General features: G+C 65.3%; 27 protein-coding genes. 4 read left to right on the plus strand and 23 right to left on the minus strand.

The window, feature by feature from the left end:
• The first annotated feature begins 22 nt into the window (after positions 1–22).
• Positions 23–484 (plus strand): methyltransferase family protein, encoded by a 462-nt coding sequence (locus MG068_RS08110; protein ID WP_132809834.1) that lies wholly within the window; start codon positions 23–25, stop codon positions 482–484.
• Between the two features lie 14 nt (positions 485–498).
• Here the strand turns inward: MG068_RS08110 and MG068_RS08115 are convergent, their stop codons facing one another.
• Complete coding sequence (locus MG068_RS08115) at positions 499–984, minus strand: hypothetical protein (RefSeq protein ID WP_132809835.1); 486 nt, start codon at positions 982–984, stop codon at positions 499–501.
• 91 nt (positions 985–1,075) lie between these two features.
• Positions 1,076–1,546, minus strand: coding sequence for a redox-sensitive transcriptional activator SoxR (gene soxR / locus MG068_RS08120; protein ID WP_132809836.1), 471 nt, complete (start codon positions 1,544–1,546; stop codon positions 1,076–1,078).
• A 108-nt stretch (positions 1,547–1,654) separates the two neighbouring features.
• Between soxR and MG068_RS08125 the strand changes: the two genes are divergently transcribed.
• On the plus strand, positions 1,655–3,088 hold the full coding sequence (locus tag MG068_RS08125) for an MFS transporter (protein WP_132809837.1): 1,434 nt from the start codon (positions 1,655–1,657) through the stop codon (positions 3,086–3,088).
• Positions 3,089–3,136: 48 nt separating this feature from the next.
• Here MG068_RS08125 and MG068_RS08130 read toward each other — a convergent pair whose 3' ends face one another.
• From MG068_RS08130 to MG068_RS08140, 3 genes are all read right to left on the minus strand, one after another.
• Positions 3,137–4,642: a S8 family serine peptidase gene (locus MG068_RS08130; RefSeq protein WP_223224726.1), complete on the minus strand. Its 1,506-nt coding sequence runs from the start codon at positions 4,640–4,642 to the stop codon at positions 3,137–3,139.
• A 403-nt stretch (positions 4,643–5,045) separates the two neighbouring features.
• Positions 5,046–5,297: a helix-turn-helix transcriptional regulator gene (locus MG068_RS08135; protein WP_132809838.1), complete on the minus strand. Its 252-nt coding sequence runs from the start codon at positions 5,295–5,297 to the stop codon at positions 5,046–5,048.
• Positions 5,294–5,548 (minus strand): hypothetical protein, encoded by a 255-nt coding sequence (locus MG068_RS08140; protein ID WP_132809839.1) that lies wholly within the window; start codon positions 5,546–5,548, stop codon positions 5,294–5,296. Before MG068_RS08140 ends, MG068_RS08135 begins: the two co-directional genes overlap by 4 nt.
• Positions 5,549–5,612: 64 nt before the next feature.
• On the opposite strand from MG068_RS08140, the gene MG068_RS08145 reads away from it, so the two are divergent.
• On the plus strand, positions 5,613–6,287 hold the full coding sequence (locus MG068_RS08145) for a hypothetical protein (protein WP_132809840.1): 675 nt from the start codon (positions 5,613–5,615) through the stop codon (positions 6,285–6,287).
• Positions 6,288–6,372: 85 nt separating this feature from the next.
• Here the strand turns inward: MG068_RS08145 and MG068_RS08150 are convergent, their stop codons facing one another.
• From MG068_RS08150 to MG068_RS08170, 5 genes are read right to left on the minus strand one after another with little or no spacing between them, the layout of a single operon-like run.
• Entirely contained in the window at positions 6,373–6,651 is a 279-nt protein-coding gene (locus MG068_RS08150) for a hypothetical protein (protein ID WP_132809841.1), read from the minus strand.
• Positions 6,644–7,552 (minus strand): hypothetical protein, encoded by a 909-nt coding sequence (locus tag MG068_RS08155; RefSeq protein WP_132809842.1) that lies wholly within the window; start codon positions 7,550–7,552, stop codon positions 6,644–6,646. Before MG068_RS08155 ends, MG068_RS08150 begins: the two co-directional genes overlap by 8 nt.
• Entirely contained in the window at positions 7,549–7,884 is a 336-nt protein-coding gene (locus MG068_RS08160; RefSeq protein ID WP_132809843.1) for a hypothetical protein, read from the minus strand. Before MG068_RS08160 ends, MG068_RS08155 begins: the two co-directional genes overlap by 4 nt.
• Entirely contained in the window at positions 7,881–10,037 is a 2,157-nt protein-coding gene (locus tag MG068_RS08165) for a DNA cytosine methyltransferase (protein WP_132809844.1), read from the minus strand. Before MG068_RS08165 ends, MG068_RS08160 begins: the two co-directional genes overlap by 4 nt.
• Positions 10,030–10,494, minus strand: a complete 465-nt coding sequence (locus MG068_RS08170) for a hypothetical protein (RefSeq protein WP_132809845.1) — start codon at positions 10,492–10,494, stop codon at positions 10,030–10,032. Before MG068_RS08170 ends, MG068_RS08165 begins: the two co-directional genes overlap by 8 nt.
• A gap of 35 nt (positions 10,495–10,529) precedes the next feature.
• On the opposite strand from MG068_RS08170, the gene MG068_RS08175 reads away from it, so the two are divergent.
• Positions 10,530–11,132, plus strand: coding sequence for a hypothetical protein (locus tag MG068_RS08175; RefSeq protein ID WP_132809846.1), 603 nt, complete (start codon positions 10,530–10,532; stop codon positions 11,130–11,132).
• Between the two features lie 14 nt (positions 11,133–11,146).
• Here MG068_RS08175 and MG068_RS08180 read toward each other — a convergent pair whose 3' ends face one another.
• The 13 genes from MG068_RS08180 to MG068_RS08235 all read right to left on the minus strand — a co-directional run bounded on the left by MG068_RS08180 (position 11,147) and on the right by MG068_RS08235 (position 17,358).
• Positions 11,147–11,404: a hypothetical protein gene (locus tag MG068_RS08180; RefSeq protein WP_132809847.1), complete on the minus strand. Its 258-nt coding sequence runs from the start codon at positions 11,402–11,404 to the stop codon at positions 11,147–11,149.
• Positions 11,401–11,649, minus strand: coding sequence for a hypothetical protein (locus MG068_RS08185; RefSeq protein ID WP_132809848.1), 249 nt, complete (start codon positions 11,647–11,649; stop codon positions 11,401–11,403). The genes MG068_RS08180 and MG068_RS08185 overlap by 4 nt, the downstream gene beginning before the upstream one ends.
• Before the next feature lie 2 nt (positions 11,650–11,651).
• The gene (locus MG068_RS08190) at positions 11,652–11,867 is read right to left on the minus strand and encodes a hypothetical protein (RefSeq protein ID WP_132809849.1); all 216 of its coding nucleotides are present in this window, start codon (positions 11,865–11,867) and stop codon (positions 11,652–11,654) included.
• Positions 11,864–12,157: a hypothetical protein gene (locus MG068_RS08195; RefSeq protein ID WP_132809850.1), complete on the minus strand. Its 294-nt coding sequence runs from the start codon at positions 12,155–12,157 to the stop codon at positions 11,864–11,866. The genes MG068_RS08190 and MG068_RS08195 overlap by 4 nt, the downstream gene beginning before the upstream one ends.
• Positions 12,154–13,884 carry a lambda-exonuclease family protein gene (locus tag MG068_RS08200; RefSeq protein WP_132809851.1) on the minus strand — a complete coding sequence of 577 codons (1,731 nt, stop codon included), beginning with the start codon at positions 13,882–13,884 and terminating at the stop codon, positions 12,154–12,156. The genes MG068_RS08195 and MG068_RS08200 overlap by 4 nt, the downstream gene beginning before the upstream one ends.
• Entirely contained in the window at positions 13,881–14,975 is a 1,095-nt protein-coding gene (locus MG068_RS08205) for a hypothetical protein (protein WP_206138687.1), read from the minus strand. Before MG068_RS08205 ends, MG068_RS08200 begins: the two co-directional genes overlap by 4 nt.
• 253 nt (positions 14,976–15,228) lie before the next feature.
• On the minus strand, positions 15,229–15,522 hold the full coding sequence (locus MG068_RS08210; RefSeq protein ID WP_132809852.1) for a KTSC domain-containing protein: 294 nt from the start codon (positions 15,520–15,522) through the stop codon (positions 15,229–15,231).
• Positions 15,523–15,607: 85 nt separating this feature from the next.
• Positions 15,608–16,129, minus strand: coding sequence for a hypothetical protein (locus tag MG068_RS08215; protein WP_132809853.1), 522 nt, complete (start codon positions 16,127–16,129; stop codon positions 15,608–15,610).
• Between the two features lie 39 nt (positions 16,130–16,168).
• Complete coding sequence (locus MG068_RS08220) at positions 16,169–16,426, minus strand: hypothetical protein (protein ID WP_132809854.1); 258 nt, start codon at positions 16,424–16,426, stop codon at positions 16,169–16,171.
• On the minus strand, positions 16,423–16,563 hold the full coding sequence (locus tag MG068_RS21075; protein WP_165929930.1) for a hypothetical protein: 141 nt from the start codon (positions 16,561–16,563) through the stop codon (positions 16,423–16,425). The genes MG068_RS08220 and MG068_RS21075 overlap by 4 nt, the downstream gene beginning before the upstream one ends.
• Positions 16,560–16,769 carry a hypothetical protein gene (locus tag MG068_RS08225; RefSeq protein WP_049402473.1) on the minus strand — a complete coding sequence of 70 codons (210 nt, stop codon included), beginning with the start codon at positions 16,767–16,769 and terminating at the stop codon, positions 16,560–16,562. Before MG068_RS08225 ends, MG068_RS21075 begins: the two co-directional genes overlap by 4 nt.
• Positions 16,766–17,002, minus strand: coding sequence for a hypothetical protein (locus tag MG068_RS08230; RefSeq protein WP_132809855.1), 237 nt, complete (start codon positions 17,000–17,002; stop codon positions 16,766–16,768). The genes MG068_RS08225 and MG068_RS08230 overlap by 4 nt, the downstream gene beginning before the upstream one ends.
• On the minus strand, positions 16,999–17,358 hold the full coding sequence (locus MG068_RS08235) for a hypothetical protein (protein ID WP_132809856.1): 360 nt from the start codon (positions 17,356–17,358) through the stop codon (positions 16,999–17,001). Before MG068_RS08235 ends, MG068_RS08230 begins: the two co-directional genes overlap by 4 nt.
• Positions 17,359–17,519: the final 161 nt, after the last annotated feature.

The raw sequence follows: 17,519 nt of genomic DNA on the forward strand, positions 1-17,519 counted from the left end.
ACAGGATGAATGCGGGGCTGCGATGCGATGGCTTGAGACCCGTGTTCCTCCGCCTCTCGTGATGCTGTTGTGCGCCGCCATCGGCTACATGGGCAGCCGATGGCAGCCGGGCGCGGCGCTGCAGCTACCCGTGCCGGAGTTGCTTGCGGGTCTGGTGATGGCCTTCGGCGTGGTATTGAACCTGCTGCCGAAGCTGGCCTTCCGGCGCGTGGGCACCACGGTCAACCCCCTGCGGCCAGCGACGTCGAGCGTGCTGGTCACGCACGGCGTGTACCGCTACACGCGCAACCCGATGTACCTGGGCCAGGCCACTGTCCTGGCAGGTGCCATGCTGTACCTGCAGAACCTGACCGCACTGCTGGCCGTGCCGCTGTTCGTGCTGTACATCAACCGATGGCAGATCATGCCGGAAGAGCGGGCACTGTCGGCCCGCTTTCCGGAGGCATACGCAGCCTTCCGCCAGCGCGTACGGCGCTGGCTCTAGCGCGGGTCAGGCCGTCACGGTGTGATCTGGCACTTCACGGCAGCGGAATAGCCTTCGTAATCATTACCGGCAATCACGTGCAGGGTGTGGTGCTTGTCGATGCGCTTCACGTAGGACGGTGCTTCGGTGTTGGCGTATTCGTTGACCGTGGTCACCGACCAGGTCTTGGCCAGGCGCTTGGGGTCGACACCGTTCAAGTAGACGAAGATGCTCTTCTCGCCCTCGGCGACATTCACGTCGGCATGGGTGACGGTACCGCCGAACAGGGCGACCGGCGTGGTTTCCGGCTCGAACGTGCCACCAGGCTTCCTGGCCAGGCCGGCTGCCTGCAGGGCATCGATAGCCTCGGCTTCGCTGAAGGTCGAGCCTGCCTTGCAGGCCAGCAGGGCTTCGAGTGTTGCGGTGCCGGGCGGCGCGATGGCGGGTGCAGCCGCGTGCGCAGCCGGGGTCGCGGCACAAGCAGCCAGGAGCAGGGCAGAGGTGATGATCACGGTTCTCATCGCAGGTCCTTCTGTAGGTAGTGGGCAGCAACGCGGGGAGGATGCCGCTTCATTTTGCGATGTTCCAGTCAGTGCCGCGTGCAGCAATGGATCATGACCCATTCCGGCTGCCGTCGTCCGATTCAAGCAAGACGGCGCCGTCGCCGCGTTGTGACAACTGGTCGCCAGGGTTTCGCAACGGACAGTCCTTCAGTGACAGGCAACCACAGCCGATGCATTCGTCAAGCTGGTCGCGCAGCTGGACCAGGCTGCGGATGCGCTCGTTCAGCATGTCGCGCCAGTTGCTGGACAGCCTTGCCCAGTCCTTCGAACTGGGCGCCCGTTCGGCTGGAAGATCATCCAGCGCGATCTTGATCGTGGCCAAAGGAACGCCCGCCCGCTGTGCGACCTTGATCACGGCAATGCGCCGCAGCACGTCGCGGCGGTAGCGGCGCTGGTTGCCGTTGTTGCGCCAGCCATGGATCAGTCCCTTGGCTTCATAGAAGTGCACGGTGGCAATGCTGACCCCGCTGCGACGCGCGACTTCGCCCACGGAAAGCGGAACGCTGACATCGATCTTCATGGCCGGGGTTCCTTGACCTCATCAATACATGAGGTTTTATAAGGCAGTTCCCTTTTTCCTGCATGTGAACCCTGGGCTGCAGGTCATGAATCATAGGTTTGAACGAAAATGGAACAGCAAGGCATCGCCGTCCCCGGCACCCGCTGGGGCGATCTCCTGTCCGGCCGCAATGCAGTGCGCTCACTTGCCCTGGCGGGCGGGGTCGCACTGCATGCGGTGAACGTCTACATCGCCACCACCATGTTGCCAACCGTGGTGGAGGACATCGGTGGCCTGGATCTCTACGCATGGAACACCACGCTCTTCGTGGTCGCGTCCATCCTGGGGTCGGCATTGTCGATCAAGCTGCTTGAACGTGCCGGGCCTCGTGGAAGCTATGCACTGGCGACGCTCATCTTCGCAGCCGGTGCCGTGATCTGCGCGCTCGCGACCTCGATGCCGATGATGCTGGTGGGGCGACTGGTGCAGGGTGTCGGCGGCGGCTTCCTGTTCGCACTGGCCTACGCCATGATCCGGCTCGCGTTCGAAGAGCCGCTCTGGCCCCGCGCGATGGCCCTGGTTTCGGGGATGTGGGGCGTGGCGACGTTGATCGGGCCTGCTGTGGGCGGCGTCTTCGCCGAATGGGGCGTATGGCGGGCCGCTTTCTGGTCGGTCACTGCGGTTGCCGTGTTGTTTGCACTGCTGGCGTCGAATGTCCTTCCGCAGAGGGAGGCATCGTCTTCAGCTGCGGCCAGGTCCTCGGTCCCGTGGCTGCAGATCCTGCTGCTGACCCTGGCCGTCATCAGCGTCTCCCTTGGCAGTACATCCTCGAGCGCAGTCAACAATTTCATCGGCATCGTGATGGCCGTGTTCCTCGCAGTGGTGCTGGTGAGGATCGAGTCCCGCGCGAAGCAGACGCTGCTTCCTTCCGGCGCTCTCCGGCTCCGCTCGCCGCTGGCCGCGTTGTATGGGCTGATGTCGCTGCTGGTGGTGATGATCACCAGCGGCGAGGTCTTCGTGCCACTGTTCCTGCAGGTGCTGCATCAGCAATCACCACTTGCTGCGGGCTATCTCGCGGCGTTGATGGCGGCCGGTTGGACGCTCGGGTCGTTGGTCGGCTCCGGCTTCAGCGGGCGCGGCGTTGACCGGGCGTTGATGATCGGCCCGGCGCTGGGATGGCTGGGCATGATCGGGCTGGTGCTGTGGGTGCCGGCTGCGGGCAGCGGTGCGTGGTTGCAGATGGTGCCGATCTGCGTGGCGCTGGCCGTCATCGGGATCGGCGTGGGCCTGGCCTGGCCTCACCTGCTGACACGTGTTCTGACCTCTGCACCGCCGGAGGAACAGGAGCGCGCCGGTGCGTCGATCACCACCATCCAGCTGTTCGCCACCGCGGCCGGGGCTGCGCTTGCCGGGATGGTCGCCAATGCAGCGGGATTGATCGAGCCGGGCGGGGCCGAGGGAACCGCGCGTGCGGCCCGGTGGCTGTTTGCCACCTTCGCGCTGGCGCCGATGCTGGGCATGCTGCTGGTGGAGCGATGCCGCTTTCCGGCGGACGTGAACTGAGCAACGGAGGAGGGCGCAGCGACCTTGCCGGGCCGCTGCGCCATGCCATCAGTTGCTGGCTGCCTTCACGGCTTCGGCCGCGTCAATGATGCCTGGCCCGCAGCCACCCGGGCAGTTCGCTGCGGCGATCGGGTGCGCAGTGCGACGCAGGATGTCCTTGACCTGGTCGGTGGTCTTTGGCACCGGCGCAACCGCTTGCATCAGCGCGACGATGCCAGCGACGTGAGGCGCCGCCATCGAAGTGCCGGACATGAAGTCGAAGGCGTTGTTACCCACCGTGGACAGGATGCCCTGCGCCGGATGCTGACGGGTCGGGGCGCAGTTGGCCTGGCTAGGCGGCGTGGCCAGCGGCAGGAACTCGCCGACGGACGCGCGGCAGGACCAGGTTTCACCACCGGGTGCGGTGATATGGATGCCTGCGCCATAGTTGGAGTAGAACGCGCGTCGCCCGCCCTGATCGTTGGCAGCCACCGCGATCACGCCCTTGCAGTTCGCCGGAGCAAACTCGGACACATCCAGATTGCTGTTGCCGGCGGCGACCACCACGATCGTGCCCTGCGCGGTGATGTCGTCGATTGCATCCTGCTCGGCCGGCGAGCAGGCGCGGCGGCCGCCCAGGCTGAGATTGATGACTTCGGCCGGGTTCGCATTGGCCGGGACGTTGGGCACGTTGATGCCGGCACTCCAGAGCATGCCATCGATGATGTCGGCGGAACCGCCATTGCCCTGGTTGCCGAGTACGCGTACCGGCACGACCTTCGCGTTGTAGGCCACGCCGGCCACGCCGATCTGGTTGTTGGTCACCGCAGCGACCGTTCCAGCGACGTGGGTGCCGTGTGCGATGCCCGAGGCATCGAAGGCATCCGCGTCGCGTCCATCGCCATCGTCGGAGCCGCCACAGCCGGGATTCATTCCGCCGATGATGCATTGCCAATCACTGAACGGACGGGTCGACGAGATCATGTCGTAGCCCGGCAGCAGGTTGGCCTGCAGGTCGTTGTTGTTGAGGTAGCCCGAATCGACCACAGCCACCACCACGCCCTGGCCAGTGGAGCGATCCCACGCGCCGGGCAGGCGCGCGCCACTGGTCGGATTGCTGTAGTGCCACTGTTCGCCGTAGCGTGGGTCGTTCGGTGTGGCGAATGCGCTCATCATGTAGTTCGGCTGCACATACTCGACGTCCGGATCGTCGGCGATGCGCTGCATCAGGATCTGCGCTTCCGGGAGGTCCAGTGGCTTGTCCGTGGTGACCACGTCGGCCCCGCCGCCCATGCGGCGTTGATGGGTTACGGACGCGGCTGCTGGCGGTGCGTTGCCGATCGAACGCTTGCTGCGCTGCTGGACGCCGAGGCGCTTCTTCAGCGCATCCTGCGCGGTGGTGGCGGAGACGCGCTTGCTGCTGCCGTCCCGGTACTTGACGATGAAACTGCTGTACTGCTCGTTGCTGGCCATGCCTCGCGTCCATACCCGTTCGGTGGGTTGGGCGAAGGCGGGGGCGCTGGCCAGGACCAGGGTGATGGCACTGGCAAGGGAAACCCGAAGCGACGTACGCATGGATACAGTTCCTTTGTGGAAGATGTGTCGAACAGGCCGTGCCCCTCGGGCTCGGCTTGGATGTGAAGGGTGCAGGTGTCCCGTGGTCTCCTTTTGATGGCGACCAAGGACGAACGTCTTCGCGGACACATCCCCCCCAAGGAGAGGGTGGGAAATTTCTGAAGTGGTTTAGTGATGTCGAAAGCGAGAGAAGATGGCGGTTGTCGACATTGCTTGACGGCATCGGACCGCGATTGCGCCGGGGCGTCGAACTTCGCAGCGGCGTAGAGCAGCCAATAAAAAAGCCCGGAAACCCACGCTGGTGGAATTTCCGGGCTTCTCCGGTCCTTGACGAACCGTTCGTTGGTGGAGGTGGGCTCTACCGTAGTTCCGGCAAAGGCCCTTGTCCTGAGATGGTTTGGCCCTACGCTGCGTCGGCGATACCCCCACCCATACCCCCGGTTTCGCCCGTCTGGTCACGCTGCTCCATCTGGTCCTGAATCCAGGAATCGATCTCCGATTCGACCCAGCGAACGGAGCTGCCCAGGTGGACCGGTTTCGGGAACTTCCCAGCGGAAATGCGCAAATACAGGGTCGACTTGGCCATGCCGACGCGGGCCAGAACCTCGGCGCGACGCAGGAGGCGGCTGGGGGTGACTGCGGTGCTCTCGTTCATGCTTCCTCCTTCGGCGCGCCGGCGGCGGCCAGATTGGTGCCGCGGCGGCGGCGTTTCGATACGGGGGCCATGATCCGCTCGGCTTCGGCCCGGTCCCCACGGGAGAGTTCGATCAGGGCCAGGCCCCGGGCTTCCCACGCGCGCACGGTTCCCTTGCTGGCCTTGCCGAGGTCGACCCCCGACAGGCTGGCCAGCACGTGGCCCACCTCGCGGAAGTCGGGCGCGTCGGTGCCCTGCAGCAAGTCAGCCATCTGCGCCCACCTTGCCCGTTGCCGCCATGGCAGAATGCCGGGCAGTCCACAGAGGGGTCAGGGAATGAGCATGCTGGACGCGGTCAGTCAGTGCTGGTGGTTGGGGGAGACTTGCGTCCCACAATGGGAAGCATGGGCCGCTGCAGCCGGCATTGCTGCGGTTGTTACTACTGCTGTTCTGGGCATCGTCACGTACAGACTCGGAAAGGCCGCAAATCGCGCTAGCGACGTAGCAGTTCGAATTTCTGGACATCAGGCAAATAAACAATCGCAGCGGGAAGAAACCGAGCGACTTCTTGTGCTCGTGCAGATCACGTCCGAGGTATCGATGAATGCCGGCCTGCTGGGTCATCTCCTGGGCATCCTGAGCCAAGAGAACAGCGAAGCCGTCTTCGTTGCAGACAAGAACTTCCAGAACCGTATTTTCGGCAGGTTGAACAAGCTTTCTTTCCCGTCGAAGGAAAGTGTCCGAGATCGCTTGCACTACTTGGACAGACGGACGGCCGCATGCTTCCTTCGCGCGGTAGGGATGTTTGAACTCTTGCAGAGCGGCGAGAAACATAGGGATGGAACTGAGACACAGGATGAGTTGCGAGCGGGGTTCAGAGCCCTGTGCGCAACTATTCCTTGGGTCATTGAGGACCTGCGTGTTGTGGAAGCAGAGGGTGTGGCTGCCGTCAACCGACTGGGCCTCAATAAGAAACTGGACGATTGGCCGTTTGGCAACGGCAATAATTGAGAGGGCGCAGTGGTTCAAGCCTGCGGGTGGCTCAGAGATTAATGCCGTAGAGTGGGCTTTGAGACGTGCAGCGGTGAGCAGCTGGTCAGCCATGGGGCTCAGCCTTCTCCGCCTTCTCGACGGCTTGTATGATCGGCGTCACCAGACGCACGAACGTCACCCATGGATGCGGGTCGGAGGTCGACGCTACGGCGCAGCCCTGCGCGTGCTGGAACTTGAAGTGTGCGTAGTTGGTGAGCTGAGCCCGGCCGCACTTGCGACAACGAATGTAGTCGCCATCCATGTTCCAGCGCCCTGAAAACTCGCAGAGCGCTGCGTTCGCTTCGTACAGCTCGCCACTTGCGATGTACTTGGGGTCAGCCATTGCCCACCGCCTGGCTGTCGATCATGCCAAGTAGCTCGGTGAACGCGAACCGGTAGGCCTTGTGGTCCGGGTGCGACGAACAGTCGGCGGCGTCTTCCGCCCATACCAACGCATCCCGGAACTGGCTCAGGTCCGCGGCCTGCGCGGGCGGGGCGGCGTAGAGGCGATGAACTCCGTCAGGCATCGGAGAGCAGTAGAGGATGTGATTCAGCCTGCCGTTCCTCCAATGCGAAGTAACCACCGCCTCCTGCCCCACCAGCTGTCGGTCCCCCTTCTCGCTGCAGAATTCCGTTGCTTCGCCCAGAGCAACGCTATCCTGTTGCTGGGCCGGCTGGCGGGCGGCGAGTGCGGCAGCAGCCTCGCGGCAAGCATTCCAGCCTCGGTTGTACATGCGCGCATCGTGCTGCTCGCCGATGGGTTCATCCCCACGTAGCGGCTGATCCTCACGGAGCGGCGGCAGCGCATCCCCCTGACCACCCGGGGAGGGCTTGGCGGAGAGGGCGGCTACGGCTGCCCGCACGGCTGCGCGGCGCGCGATGCCTTCGAACGGCAGACCTTCTGCGCCTGCGGAATACGCATCAGCCAGGATGGCGTCGATCTCCGGCCAGGGAGCATCCCCCAGTCTCACCCTCCCACCGGGCCGCACTTCCGCCAGGGTGGGGCGAGAACCGTCACCGCGCCATTCGGTGATGGCATTCCAGAAGGCGCGCGCTGCATCGTCCAGATTCGCGCCCTCCGCGATCACAACCTCGCCGCTGGGCTTGATGCGAACCACTTCGGGATCACCAAACACCACGTCTGGGGTCTGTTTGGTGAAGCGGACACCGCTGATCAGGCCGTGCTGGTTCACCAGCAGCCGCACCTGGGCCTGCGGAGGTTGAGTCGTGTCGTCGGTGCTCATGCTTTCTTCTCCAGAACGAAGGTGGGGTCGATCTGCCAGCCGGCCTCGCGGGCCCCGAGCAGGCGCAGTTCGTTGGTGTCGAATTCGTCAAGGCCGAGCATCTTTGCGGCCAGTTCGATGTGCTTCGGGGAAATGGGTCGGTCGCGGTAGAACAGGTCGTAGACGTTGTGCTTCGAGCAGCCCCAGACGTCGGCCAGGTCCTGCATGCGTTTGCCTTCCTCCAGGAGGTGGCGCTTCAGGTGCGAGCGCACGCTGTCGATCGACCGGGGGATACGGATTGGACGGCCGCCTGCGGCCATGCCGTTGTTGGCGTGCTGGCGACGGGCTTTCATGCGGCCTCCGCCAGCGGCGCAGCAGCCGCATCCAGATTTGCCTCAGCAAGTGCGCGCAGCGGAGGCGGACTGACGCTGTTGCCCACCATGCGCACCTGCGCGGTGGTCTTCAGAGGCTTGTCGTCTGCAGTGCGATCGATGATGTAACCGGTCGGGAAGCCCTGTGCCCGGAACAATTCGTGGGGCTTGAGCATGCGCAGGCCGATGTCCACGATCACGTACGGCACGCCCTGGATGTGGACGGTGACCAACGCCAAGCGGTCCTTGGTCGTGATGGTGTCCACGGGATCGTGCAGATCGACCGCGATGCCGCTGCCATAGTACTTCACCAGGAAGGCGGCGACGCGCAGCGCACCGGCCTCCTGTTCCGGCGTCAGCTCGGACAGCTCTGCGCTGACCAGCCTCTGCTGGCTGCCGCTGGCGGTGATGGTGCTGACGGGATCACGGGCATCGTTGCCGGCGCCCTGGTAGAAGCCACCGTTGGCCTGCTCCAGGAAGGCAGTGGCCAGCGCGTGGTGCTCGGCCTGGGCAGCCACAGTGGTGAGCGGCGTACGTGCGTCGGCACCGACCATGTTCCGCCGTAAGGTCACCAGCGAGGCAGCGGCTACGCCGAGAGCGTGCGCGGCGCCGGCCGGGCGCGCGGCACCAGCACCAGAGGTGATCGTGGGCACAGGCTCGGTGGCAGGAGTGCCGATGCTGTCGCCTCGGAACTTGACCAGGTGCGGGGCTGCCACCGCATGCTTCACGCCGCCGGCAACCACCGTGCCCAGCGGCTGCTGCAGGTCGAGCGCACGCGGAGCCTGGCCCTCACGCTCGCCATAGTCGGTCTGCACCAACGTTGGCGCCACCAGTGCGGTGTCTGCCTTCGTGGTCATCGTATAGAGAGGTTCACCGCCTGAGCGCGGCTCGGACTGGCCGGCCCGGCCGCCGACGCCGGCAAGGATGGGCGTCACCACAGAGAAGTGGCCACCCTTCACCCCTGCGCAGACGGTGCGCAGCGGCTCGTCGGCGGCCATCGTGCGCTGGTTACTGGCGTTGGCATGCTCGGCGATGAAGGGCGCCAGCTCAGGCACTGCCAGCATCAGCTCACCACGGTTGGCCGCGGTAATGGTCTTCATGGGCTCATGGATGCTGTTGATCCGGTCCGCGCCCTGGTGCGTCACCGGCACGATGAACGGATCCGCCGATTCGATGACGTGGCGCATGACGCCCTTGGCGACGCGGCGCATGGTGGCGTCAGCCAGTGGACGGGCGCGGGTGAAGATGGAGGGGCAGGGAATAGAGAAGTCCAGGCAGTCTGCGGCGGTCACGCGGGCCATCTGTCCAGGCGCATCGCCATGGGTGGCCTGCGGCCAGGTGATGGCTTCCCGGTCGCGGCGAGCCAGCAGGAACAGGCGTTCGCGGCTGGTGCCGGCGCCGTAGTCGCTCGCGACCAGTTTTCTCCACTCGACCACGTAGCCCAGCGCACGCAGCGCGGCGACGAAGTGACGCCAGGTGCGGCCGGCGTGACGCTTGTCGGGCACCAGCAACTGGTTCCAGACCGGCACGCGCTCGCCCGACGCCGCGACCTCGGTGCGCACGTGCACGCGCTCAGTTTCGACCTCTCCGGTCTTGCGCTTGACCTCGCGGTCTTCGAACACCGCCTTGAAGACCCGGCCGGTTTCCTTGCAGCGCTTCGCAACCAGCGGTCCCCAGGTGAGGATCTGCCAGACGTTCTCCATGGAGATGATGCGCGGCGCGGTGTTGGTGCCGTTGAGCGCATCTGCGCGGCGAAGCTGACCGACCCACTTCAGCACGACCCACGACAGGGCCCGGGTCTTGCGGCTGCGAGGCTGGCCGCCCTTGGCCTGGCTGAAATGGGTGCAGTCCGGGGAGGCATGGAACCAGCCGATGGGGCGGCCGGCCACGTCCACGCGCGGGTCGGCGTGCCAGATGTCCTCGCGGTGGTGCTGGGTGAGCGGGTGGTTCGCGGCGTGCATGCCGATGGCGAGCTCGTCGTGGTTGTACGCCAGGGCGGGGTCGATACCGAGGGCCTGCTTGAGGCCTTCGCTGGCGCCGCCGCCGCCGGCGAACAGGTCGACCACGATTTCGCCTTGGCGCAGGCGGGAGCGCTGCGGGGCGGGGAAGTTGAAGGATCGGGAGCCGTCAGCCATGGTGTTCTCCAGTCAGTTCGGCGCGCAGCTGCTCAATGCGCGTGCGCCAGTAGTCGATGGTTTCGTCGCTGCTGCTGCGCAGCGTTTCGTGGTGCCCGAGGGCATTTGCGGCGGTGACCAGGTCATCGACCAGGCCCGGCCGGGTGGTGCTGGTGCTGCCGCTGCCGCCGGCGCGCAACTCGGCCACCTCGGCCTGCAGTTGCTCGATCTGCTCGTTCGCTTGGGTCAGCCACTGCCGATAGGCGTCCTTCGTCGGCTGCCGCATGCGAGACGGAACGCCCGGATCCTTCGGCGCCGGCACCAGCACCAGGCCGCTCACCCCCCGGGCCTCGCGGCGGGCTTCGGCGAGGATCTCGCGCAGGTCGTCCTGCACTTTGCGGTCCTCGCCCTGGGCAACGGCGGCGGCCACAGCGCGCTCCAGCGCGTAGACCCGGTCGTTCGGATGGATGTAGGTCATGGCAGAATGCGCTCCAACAGGGACGGGGGGTTGGTATGTCGATGCTTGACGGGCTGAGTCAGTGCTGGCGGCTCAGCGAAACGTGTGTGGTGAACTGGGACGCATGGGCCGCGATTGGCACTGTTGCTGCGGTGTTCACGGCGGTGTTCGCGCCAGAGATTCAGCGGCTTCTCGTCCGAAAAAAGACGAACGCGTTGTTTGCCTTGGCGTACAGGACGGACCTGTTCGCGGCGCTTGATACGGTTGAACGTCTTCGCAGGAAGTACCCCTTCGGAACGGGGACCGGAGATGCTTTCGCCGCTGAGGCATTGCTCTTGACCGATGAGAGCTTCCGCGCAGCGCTTACCCAGGATGCGAACGCTCTCGAGGTCCTTATGGTTCGGGATGTGGATCTCACGAAGTGGCCGGGCGTGGACGTTCGGCTGGCGGCCAAAGTTGCTCTCGCAATAGAAACCACTAGGAACCTGCACAAGCTGTACACCAACCTGGCGGTAGCCGGTCGAGACGGCGAGGCAGGCCCCTACTTCTATGTGGCCGAGCACGTTGGCAAGCTCGCCGCAGAGCATCTTTCCGATGCGGATAGCGATGTTGATCTGGCCATCAGGCCGATCACGAAGAGCGATCAGGCTGAGATCTGAGACCTGAGCTGCCATCACGCGGCCACCCCCAGAGCCAGCAGGTCGATGTCGTCCACCTTGTCGCGAAGGTAGCGGCGCGCGCGGCGCAAGTGCCCGGCGATCACCGCGCGGTCCTCATGGGCGAAGAACGTCAGCACGTGCATGTGCATCGCACGGCGGTGGTCGCGGCGGTACAGGCGCCAGGTAACGGCGCTGCCGTCCGTGGTCGGGAACCGGCCCCAGGCGAAGCCCAAGGTCTCCTTGGGCGCGCGACGGGCGATGTGACGGCTCATGACTGCACCTCTCGGCGACCGGCAGCACCGATGAACCGCGCCAGCCGCTCATAGACGCGCTGCAGGTGCTCATCGCTGGACCAATGCCAGCTGTGGAAGCCATCCGACTCGTCGCCCGTTTCTGCGGGGTATTTACGGTCCAACAGTGCACGCGCTTCGGCCCGCACTGCTGAGCGCCTCGACAGGTAGCGGCGGCCCTTGGTTGGAGCGAGGTAGACCGTTGCGGCGATGGGTTGAATGCGCATGGTCAGCCTGCCTTCTTCCCAGCGCGGCGCCCGTGGCCACCCTCAACCACCTGGCGGCGGCTGATCGTGCTCTTGTCGATGCCGGTGGTGCCCAGGACCTGGACCTTGCCGCCGGCGGCTTCGAAGCGCGCGATGTCGCTGGCCAGCTTCTGCCGGTCCTGCTCCTTTTCGCGATCGGTTGCGCCGCTGAAGACGGGCTTCACGTGGATGCTGGTCATGCTGCTGCTCCTTCGTAGACCCAGCGGCGCACGGTCCCGAACGGGACACCCAGCGCGGCACTGATCTGGTTGACGGTGTTGCCGCTGGCCCGGAGCTGACGGGCGCGGCGTTTGGTAGTGACCGGCCAGTACCGGGCGTGAGGCTGGCGCGGTACCGGCATCCCTTGGCAGCGGGCCATGTCCTGGACCGCGCGGGGCGAGCGCCCGAGGGCAGCCGCGACGGTCATCGCGTCGCGGCCCTCCATCTGGCGCAGAACCCGCAGTTCGCTGGTGCGCCAGAGTTCCATCATGCGGCCAGCGGGTAGCTGTTGGCCGCGTCCTGCAGGCCCTCGATCATGGCCCGGCACATGGCCGGGAACTGCGCCTGGTCGTACAGCTTCGCCGAGCCGGTGGCGTTGATCGGCTTGAACCCCAACATGGCCAGCCCATCGGCGCTGATCGACAGCGGGGCGATGCGAGCGTTGATGTCGCCGAGCTTGATCTTGACCACCTCGCGCGGCGCTGCGGCGGGTGTCGGAGCGCTGGCCACTGCCGTCGCCACGGTGCGCACCGGAGCCGCTGCCGGGACGGCTGCCGCAGGCACGGGCTGCTGCTCGGCCGCTGCCGGCTGTGCAGCCTGAGCTGCCTGGGCGGCCTGCTCTGTTGCCGCCTTTTGCGCGCGAGCCTCCTCCTCCTTGCGGATCTTCTCGCGCTCGGCGTCCAGACGCTCCTGCTCCGCCTGCCGATGTTCGGAGATCCGGGCAGCAACCAGGTTGCGCAGATCGTCCGGCGCCTTGCTGGCGCACAGCTGCACACGGTCGGCGAACAGGGTCGCGTAGTCCGGATGCTCAGCCAGGATGGCGATGTTGGCGCGGATACGGTCGGCCGCCTGGCTGGCGGTAATCTTGGCATTGGTAGCAACCGCGTCGACCGCATCCTGCATGCTGGTGAAGGAACGCTTGCCCTTGATGGCAGCCTGCAGATCTGCGACCAGTGTGGCCGGCATCGGCACAGCATGCGCGCCCAGCGTTTCGTTGATTCCCTGGATGTGGTCGATCACCGCGCGCCGAGCGTTGTTGCCGATCTCGGTACGGCGTTCATCCTTCCGCTTCGCCACCAGCTTGTCCAGTTCCAGCCGGATCTTGCGCGTCTCGGCGGCCACGTCGTCCATCGTGCGGAACACCGCATCGATGTCGGCTGTCTGGCCCAGAACCTGCTGCTTCGTCGCCTCGATGCGTTCCTCGACGCCCTTGCACCAGGTGACCGTCTTCTCGGCGTCGGCGAAGTCCTCATCGGACTGCAGTTCCCGGTTGATCGAGCCCAGCACCGCCAGCGCGTTTTCCTTGAATTCGGCCAGGTTGGAGGCGGTGACCATGCCGGTGACCTGGATGCTCAGCGCCGGAAGGGTCTCTGGAGCGCGGCCGACCGGCACAGGCTCGCTGGCCGGGCCCGGCTCGAAAGCCGCAACGTCTGCCTCCAGCTGCGCCCAGCCTGCGACGATGCGCGCACGCAGCTCCGGGTTCGGCGTGTACCAGCAGTGCCGCTCCTCGACTAGGTCGTCACCGCTCCACTTCGACGCCATGAACAGCACGCGCTCGGCGCCGCTGACCATGGCCTGGTGTTCCATCTGCACCTGGTAGTGCAGCGGCAGGCAGGCGTCGCCACCGTCCACCGGCATGGCCAGGCGCAGGTCGTCGTTGAGCGACTTGTGCTCGAAGGCCTTGTCCTCCAGCAGGGTCAGGCCGTCGAAGCTGGCCGAGTACTTGCCGTCGACGCCGACGCAGGGATACAGCTCCTCGCCGATGATCTGCTCGGCCAGCGGCCGGGCCAGGTCTTCGAAACGGTGGCCGTCGGCGAAGCGCTGCAGGGTTGCTGCGTCGTGCTCGATGGTCGCGCCGGTGGCGAACTCGCGCAGCAGCTGGCTGCGGGTCTTGTACGGGCTGCAGCCCATCATGGCCGGCGCGTCGCTGGCGTTGAAGTGGGTGGCGCGGTGGGCATGCCATTCCGGCGTGCCCTGGATCAGGTCGACGGTGATCATTCAGAAACCTCCTCAGCCACGTCAGGGCCGGTCTTGTTGTCGCTTTGCGGCTGCTTGCGCAGTTCGCGGATCTGCTTCTGCTGGGCTTCGCTGAGTGCGCCCTTCGTCTGAGCCATTGCGATGATGGCGTCCGGAGTTTTTTTGCCGGCAGCGACAGCCGCCTTCCACTGAGGCATTGCTGCGCTGAACGCCTCGTCGGTGTATGGAGGCTTCTTGTCGCCAGCGGCCTGACCTGACGCGGCTTGATCGGCCTTGTTCTCCATCACGCTCTTCCACGACGCTTCGCCGTCGCGAATCGCACCGTAGATGCCCCGCAGATTGACCAGCTCAGCCGGGGAGCATGTGTCGAGTGAATGACCGAGGAAGTCCGCCAGATCTGCGGCCTTCACTCCAATCTCGCCGAAAGCATCAGCAATTCGCTTGCGCTCTGCGCTCGGATCGGCAGCTGCTGCATCCAGGCGAATAGTCTTGATGATGGCCTCGGCTTCGTCTTGCAGGTCGCCCGGAATAATTCGCAGCCCGAGGGTTCGGATCGCCTTGGAGATCTGCGCCGAGCGCTTGTTCAGCAGATCATCATCGGTCGCCGTAACGGTGTAGACGTTTCGGCCATAGCTGTTCTTTCGGACGCTGATGTAGCTGCCGTCATCGGACGGGCGTGACCTCTCTACGGTTCGCGTTACACGGACATCGAGCGGGTAGGTGACATTCGATTCCAGGTCAGTGACAGAGACGCGGTGGATTTCCTTTGCATCGTCCTCGTAGACCATGGTGGTCTCTACCAGCACATTGGTCATGCAACGGATCGCAACCTCAACGAAGCGAATGCCGAGACCTTCGACGCCGTCGCCAATTGGCTTGCGGTAGTAGGCCGACTTGTTGTTGGCGAAGCTGGGGCGACGGCATTCACGCAGAAGGTCTTGGCGCACCTGGTCCCAGATGCGTGGGCGCTGAAGCGCCATGACGTAGCGCGCTTCGACCATGGCCTTGGCTTGCGCTGCTACTGCGGTCGATGCGGTTTCGACTACGGCCATGGTGGTGCTGGTGCCGCTGAAATCCTGGCGGGTCGCAATTGCTTGTGCAGGCGCGTTCATGTATTTGGATCTCCGGCCGGCGTGGCCGGCGATGTGGGAATGAGGGTGGAGAGGGCCGGTGCTGATCTCCGGCTTGACGGGACTCAAACCCGCCTACGTTTAACGGTCACCGCGCGTCGCTTCGCCAGCATCAAACGGGTCTGCCGGTTCCGCCGTCACCAGCGGATTCGCTTTCGCTACCAGCCCCGAACTACATCGGGGGTTCTTTCCCGGACGTGAGCGCATCAGCCTGCGCATTCCTCTCCGTAGTCGATCAGGCGGCCTGCTGCTGCTCGGCGACCTTGTGGTACGGGTACTTCTCCGGGAACGGCTTGATGTACGCGCCGAAGTGCTTTCCGAGGGAGTCGGCATCCTTAAACGCCTGGAACTCCTCGGCGCCGAAGTTGGCGTAGTGGTACAGCGAGCCTGGGCCGCGCTTGTCGCCATAGCCCTTGGTGAAGCGGATAGCGAGGGTGTTGGTGTCGGCGTCGTGGCCGATGCTATGGATCTGCGAGCTGTCGACGTCGAACAGCTGGATGCGGCCGGTGGCCGGGGTGGTGCTGGTCATGTTGTGCTCCAGGGCGGTTAGAGAGGTGCCCGTCTGTTCCGGGCTGTCAGCCATGCGCCACAGGGGGGAAGCGCAGGGCGGGGGATCAGGCAGCCAGGTCTTCCTGCTGGGTGGTTTCGTTGGCCTGGCCGGGCTGCAGGGTCAGGACCACGTTTTCGCGGATCAGCGCTTCGGTCAGCTCGGCCACCTCGTCGGGGGTGACGCTGGTCGAGGCCTTGAACGTCAGCTCGACGCTGCCGCCTTCCTTCGGGGCGATGACGAACTTCTTGAGCTTCACGTCCACCAGGAAGATCGGCTGGGTGTTGTCGAGCTCACCGTCGATCTGCAGCTCGAAGCCCTTGAATTCGTGGCCCACCTTGATGGGCTCCAGGCTCGGGATCTTGATCTCGGTCAGGTGGTCGCCGATGGTCGGAAGCGACTGCTGCTCGCCCTTGCCCGGCTTGCGGAACAGGGCCTTGCGCAGTTCCTTGTCGAAGTGGTCCAGCACCAGGTTGCTGGTGCTGGTGGTGATGGACAGATCGACCGCCAGGTGCCGCTCATCGCCGTGCTTCTCGATGCGCAGGTTCACGTTGGAAACGGCCGCCGGGTTGTTCTTCAGGTGGAACATGTGGACCTCGTCGGTTGAGCCGGCCGGGCCGGCAGTGGGTTACTGCAGGTCTTCCGCCGGTACCGGCATGGCGGTCGTCAGGGACTGGATGCCGCTGCGGCGCTCGGCCAGCGCCTTCTCGGCTCGGAACCATTCCAGTGCGGTCTGGTAGACGGCAGCGGCCAGGACGGCGCGGGCCATCAGCAGCGACAGGTAGTTGCCGTGCACAACAGCGAGCAGGACGCCGGCCGCTGCAAAGCCGCAGATCAGCGCCCACATGGCCAGCGGCGCGAGGATGTACGTGAGGCGGCGGCTCACGACATCACCGCCTGCAACATGTCCTGGAAGATCAGCACGGCGGTCGCACCGACGATGAAACCGATCACCGCGCCGTAGGCGATGAACTCCAGCGACATGCACACTGTCTCCTTTCGGATGGCCTGTTCGAAGCTCATGCGGCCTCCGGGTCGGGCTGGTTGCTGAACTCGTCGCGGAACTGGCGGCGCAGGCGCAGCGCGTTGTCGACCACAGACAGGCCGCGATAGCCCCGGCGCTGCTCGGCATTGAGGCGCTGGAACAGCGGCGCCGGGCTCAGGCCAGTGCAGGCGATCGCGTCGCGCACGGCCTGGAACTCGCGGATCTGGCGAACGTTGGTGTTCATGCGGTTGCTCCTTCGGGTGCGTGCTGGTTGCTGGCGATGAGGCGGGCAACTTCGGCCCGTGCGGCGCGCAATCGGTCGCGGCGGTACTCCGCCCAATCGCAGACCCGGTCGGCGTGGATGTCGCGCCCGCCCTTACGCGCGGCGGTGCGGTCAGCACGGCTGCGGTGGCGGGAGAGGCTTTGGCTGATCACCTCGATTTCGTCATCGAGGATCTGGAGGACGGTGGCGCTCATGCCGCCACCGACAGATCGGCGCCCAGGGCAAACGGGTTGGGAAGCGAGCGGCAGGTATCGATCAGCGCCTGGCGGCGCTTCCGCATCGCCTCGGCCTTGCTCAGGTCAAGGCCGGCGTCGGAGATCTCATCGGGGAAGCCGATCATTGCCAGCTCATGGCGGCGGGCAGCTTCCCAGGCCATCTCATCGGTGGCGCCGGCGAACAGGGCCGCCCGGTACGCGGTATCAACGCCGGGCATGTTCAGGCCAGCGGCCTTCAGGTTGCCGATCAGGACCGGGATGTTCCGGCGCTGGCGGCGGACGTCTGCCTCGGGGTGAAGATCCTGGACAGCTGTGTTGTGGGCGGTGTGGTCCATCTCGGGCTCCGGCGGTCCAGCACGGTGCTGGTCGACGGCTGACAAATTACCAGACGGTAATTTGTTGTCAACACCAAATGGTAAATATTTTTGCGAGAAGAGGCCGACCCAGGCCGCGCAGGGGCGTACGGGTCGATCGGGTAGACTCGTAGGTCTACAGG

It is taken from the genome of Stenotrophomonas sp. ASS1 (genome assembly GCF_004346925.1).
Taxonomy (GTDB): domain Bacteria; phylum Pseudomonadota; class Gammaproteobacteria; order Xanthomonadales; family Xanthomonadaceae; genus Stenotrophomonas; species Stenotrophomonas maltophilia_A.

Excerpts from the sequence above, each read along its gene's own strand:
- MG068_RS08110 (WP_132809834.1), top strand. The coding sequence starts at position 23 with ATGCGATGGCTTGAGACCCGTGTTCCTCCGCCTCTCGTGATGCTGTTG.
- MG068_RS08115 (WP_132809835.1), bottom strand. The coding sequence starts at position 984 with ATGAGAACCGTGATCATCACCTCTGCCCTGCTCCTGGCTGCTTGTGCC.
- soxR (WP_132809836.1), bottom strand. The coding sequence starts at position 1,546 with ATGAAGATCGATGTCAGCGTTCCGCTTTCCGTGGGCGAAGTCGCGCGT.
- MG068_RS08125 (WP_132809837.1), top strand. The coding sequence starts at position 1,655 with ATGGAACAGCAAGGCATCGCCGTCCCCGGCACCCGCTGGGGCGATCTC.
- MG068_RS08130 (WP_223224726.1), bottom strand. The coding sequence starts at position 4,642 with ATGCGTACGTCGCTTCGGGTTTCCCTTGCCAGTGCCATCACCCTGGTC.
- MG068_RS08135 (WP_132809838.1), bottom strand. The coding sequence starts at position 5,297 with ATGAACGAGAGCACCGCAGTCACCCCCAGCCGCCTCCTGCGTCGCGCC.
- MG068_RS08140 (WP_132809839.1), bottom strand. The coding sequence starts at position 5,548 with ATGGCTGACTTGCTGCAGGGCACCGACGCGCCCGACTTCCGCGAGGTG.
- MG068_RS08145 (WP_132809840.1), top strand. The coding sequence starts at position 5,613 with ATGAGCATGCTGGACGCGGTCAGTCAGTGCTGGTGGTTGGGGGAGACT.
- MG068_RS08150 (WP_132809841.1), bottom strand. The coding sequence starts at position 6,651 with ATGGCTGACCCCAAGTACATCGCAAGTGGCGAGCTGTACGAAGCGAAC.
- MG068_RS08155 (WP_132809842.1), bottom strand. The coding sequence starts at position 7,552 with ATGAGCACCGACGACACGACTCAACCTCCGCAGGCCCAGGTGCGGCTG.
- MG068_RS08160 (WP_132809843.1), bottom strand. The coding sequence starts at position 7,884 with ATGAAAGCCCGTCGCCAGCACGCCAACAACGGCATGGCCGCAGGCGGC.
- MG068_RS08165 (WP_132809844.1), bottom strand. The coding sequence starts at position 10,037 with ATGGCTGACGGCTCCCGATCCTTCAACTTCCCCGCCCCGCAGCGCTCC.
- MG068_RS08170 (WP_132809845.1), bottom strand. The coding sequence starts at position 10,494 with ATGACCTACATCCATCCGAACGACCGGGTCTACGCGCTGGAGCGCGCT.
- MG068_RS08175 (WP_132809846.1), top strand. The coding sequence starts at position 10,530 with ATGTCGATGCTTGACGGGCTGAGTCAGTGCTGGCGGCTCAGCGAAACG.
- MG068_RS08180 (WP_132809847.1), bottom strand. The coding sequence starts at position 11,404 with ATGAGCCGTCACATCGCCCGTCGCGCGCCCAAGGAGACCTTGGGCTTC.
- MG068_RS08185 (WP_132809848.1), bottom strand. The coding sequence starts at position 11,649 with ATGCGCATTCAACCCATCGCCGCAACGGTCTACCTCGCTCCAACCAAG.
- MG068_RS08190 (WP_132809849.1), bottom strand. The coding sequence starts at position 11,867 with ATGACCAGCATCCACGTGAAGCCCGTCTTCAGCGGCGCAACCGATCGC.
- MG068_RS08195 (WP_132809850.1), bottom strand. The coding sequence starts at position 12,157 with ATGATGGAACTCTGGCGCACCAGCGAACTGCGGGTTCTGCGCCAGATG.
- MG068_RS08200 (WP_132809851.1), bottom strand. The coding sequence starts at position 13,884 with ATGATCACCGTCGACCTGATCCAGGGCACGCCGGAATGGCATGCCCAC.
- MG068_RS08205 (WP_206138687.1), bottom strand. The coding sequence starts at position 14,975 with ATGAACGCGCCTGCACAAGCAATTGCGACCCGCCAGGATTTCAGCGGC.
- MG068_RS08210 (WP_132809852.1), bottom strand. The coding sequence starts at position 15,522 with ATGACCAGCACCACCCCGGCCACCGGCCGCATCCAGCTGTTCGACGTC.
- MG068_RS08215 (WP_132809853.1), bottom strand. The coding sequence starts at position 16,129 with ATGTTCCACCTGAAGAACAACCCGGCGGCCGTTTCCAACGTGAACCTG.
- MG068_RS21075 (WP_165929930.1), bottom strand. The coding sequence starts at position 16,563 with ATGAGCTTCGAACAGGCCATCCGAAAGGAGACAGTGTGCATGTCGCTG.
- MG068_RS08225 (WP_049402473.1), bottom strand. The coding sequence starts at position 16,769 with ATGAACACCAACGTTCGCCAGATCCGCGAGTTCCAGGCCGTGCGCGAC.
- MG068_RS08230 (WP_132809855.1), bottom strand. The coding sequence starts at position 17,002 with ATGAGCGCCACCGTCCTCCAGATCCTCGATGACGAAATCGAGGTGATC.
- MG068_RS08235 (WP_132809856.1), bottom strand. The coding sequence starts at position 17,358 with ATGGACCACACCGCCCACAACACAGCTGTCCAGGATCTTCACCCCGAG.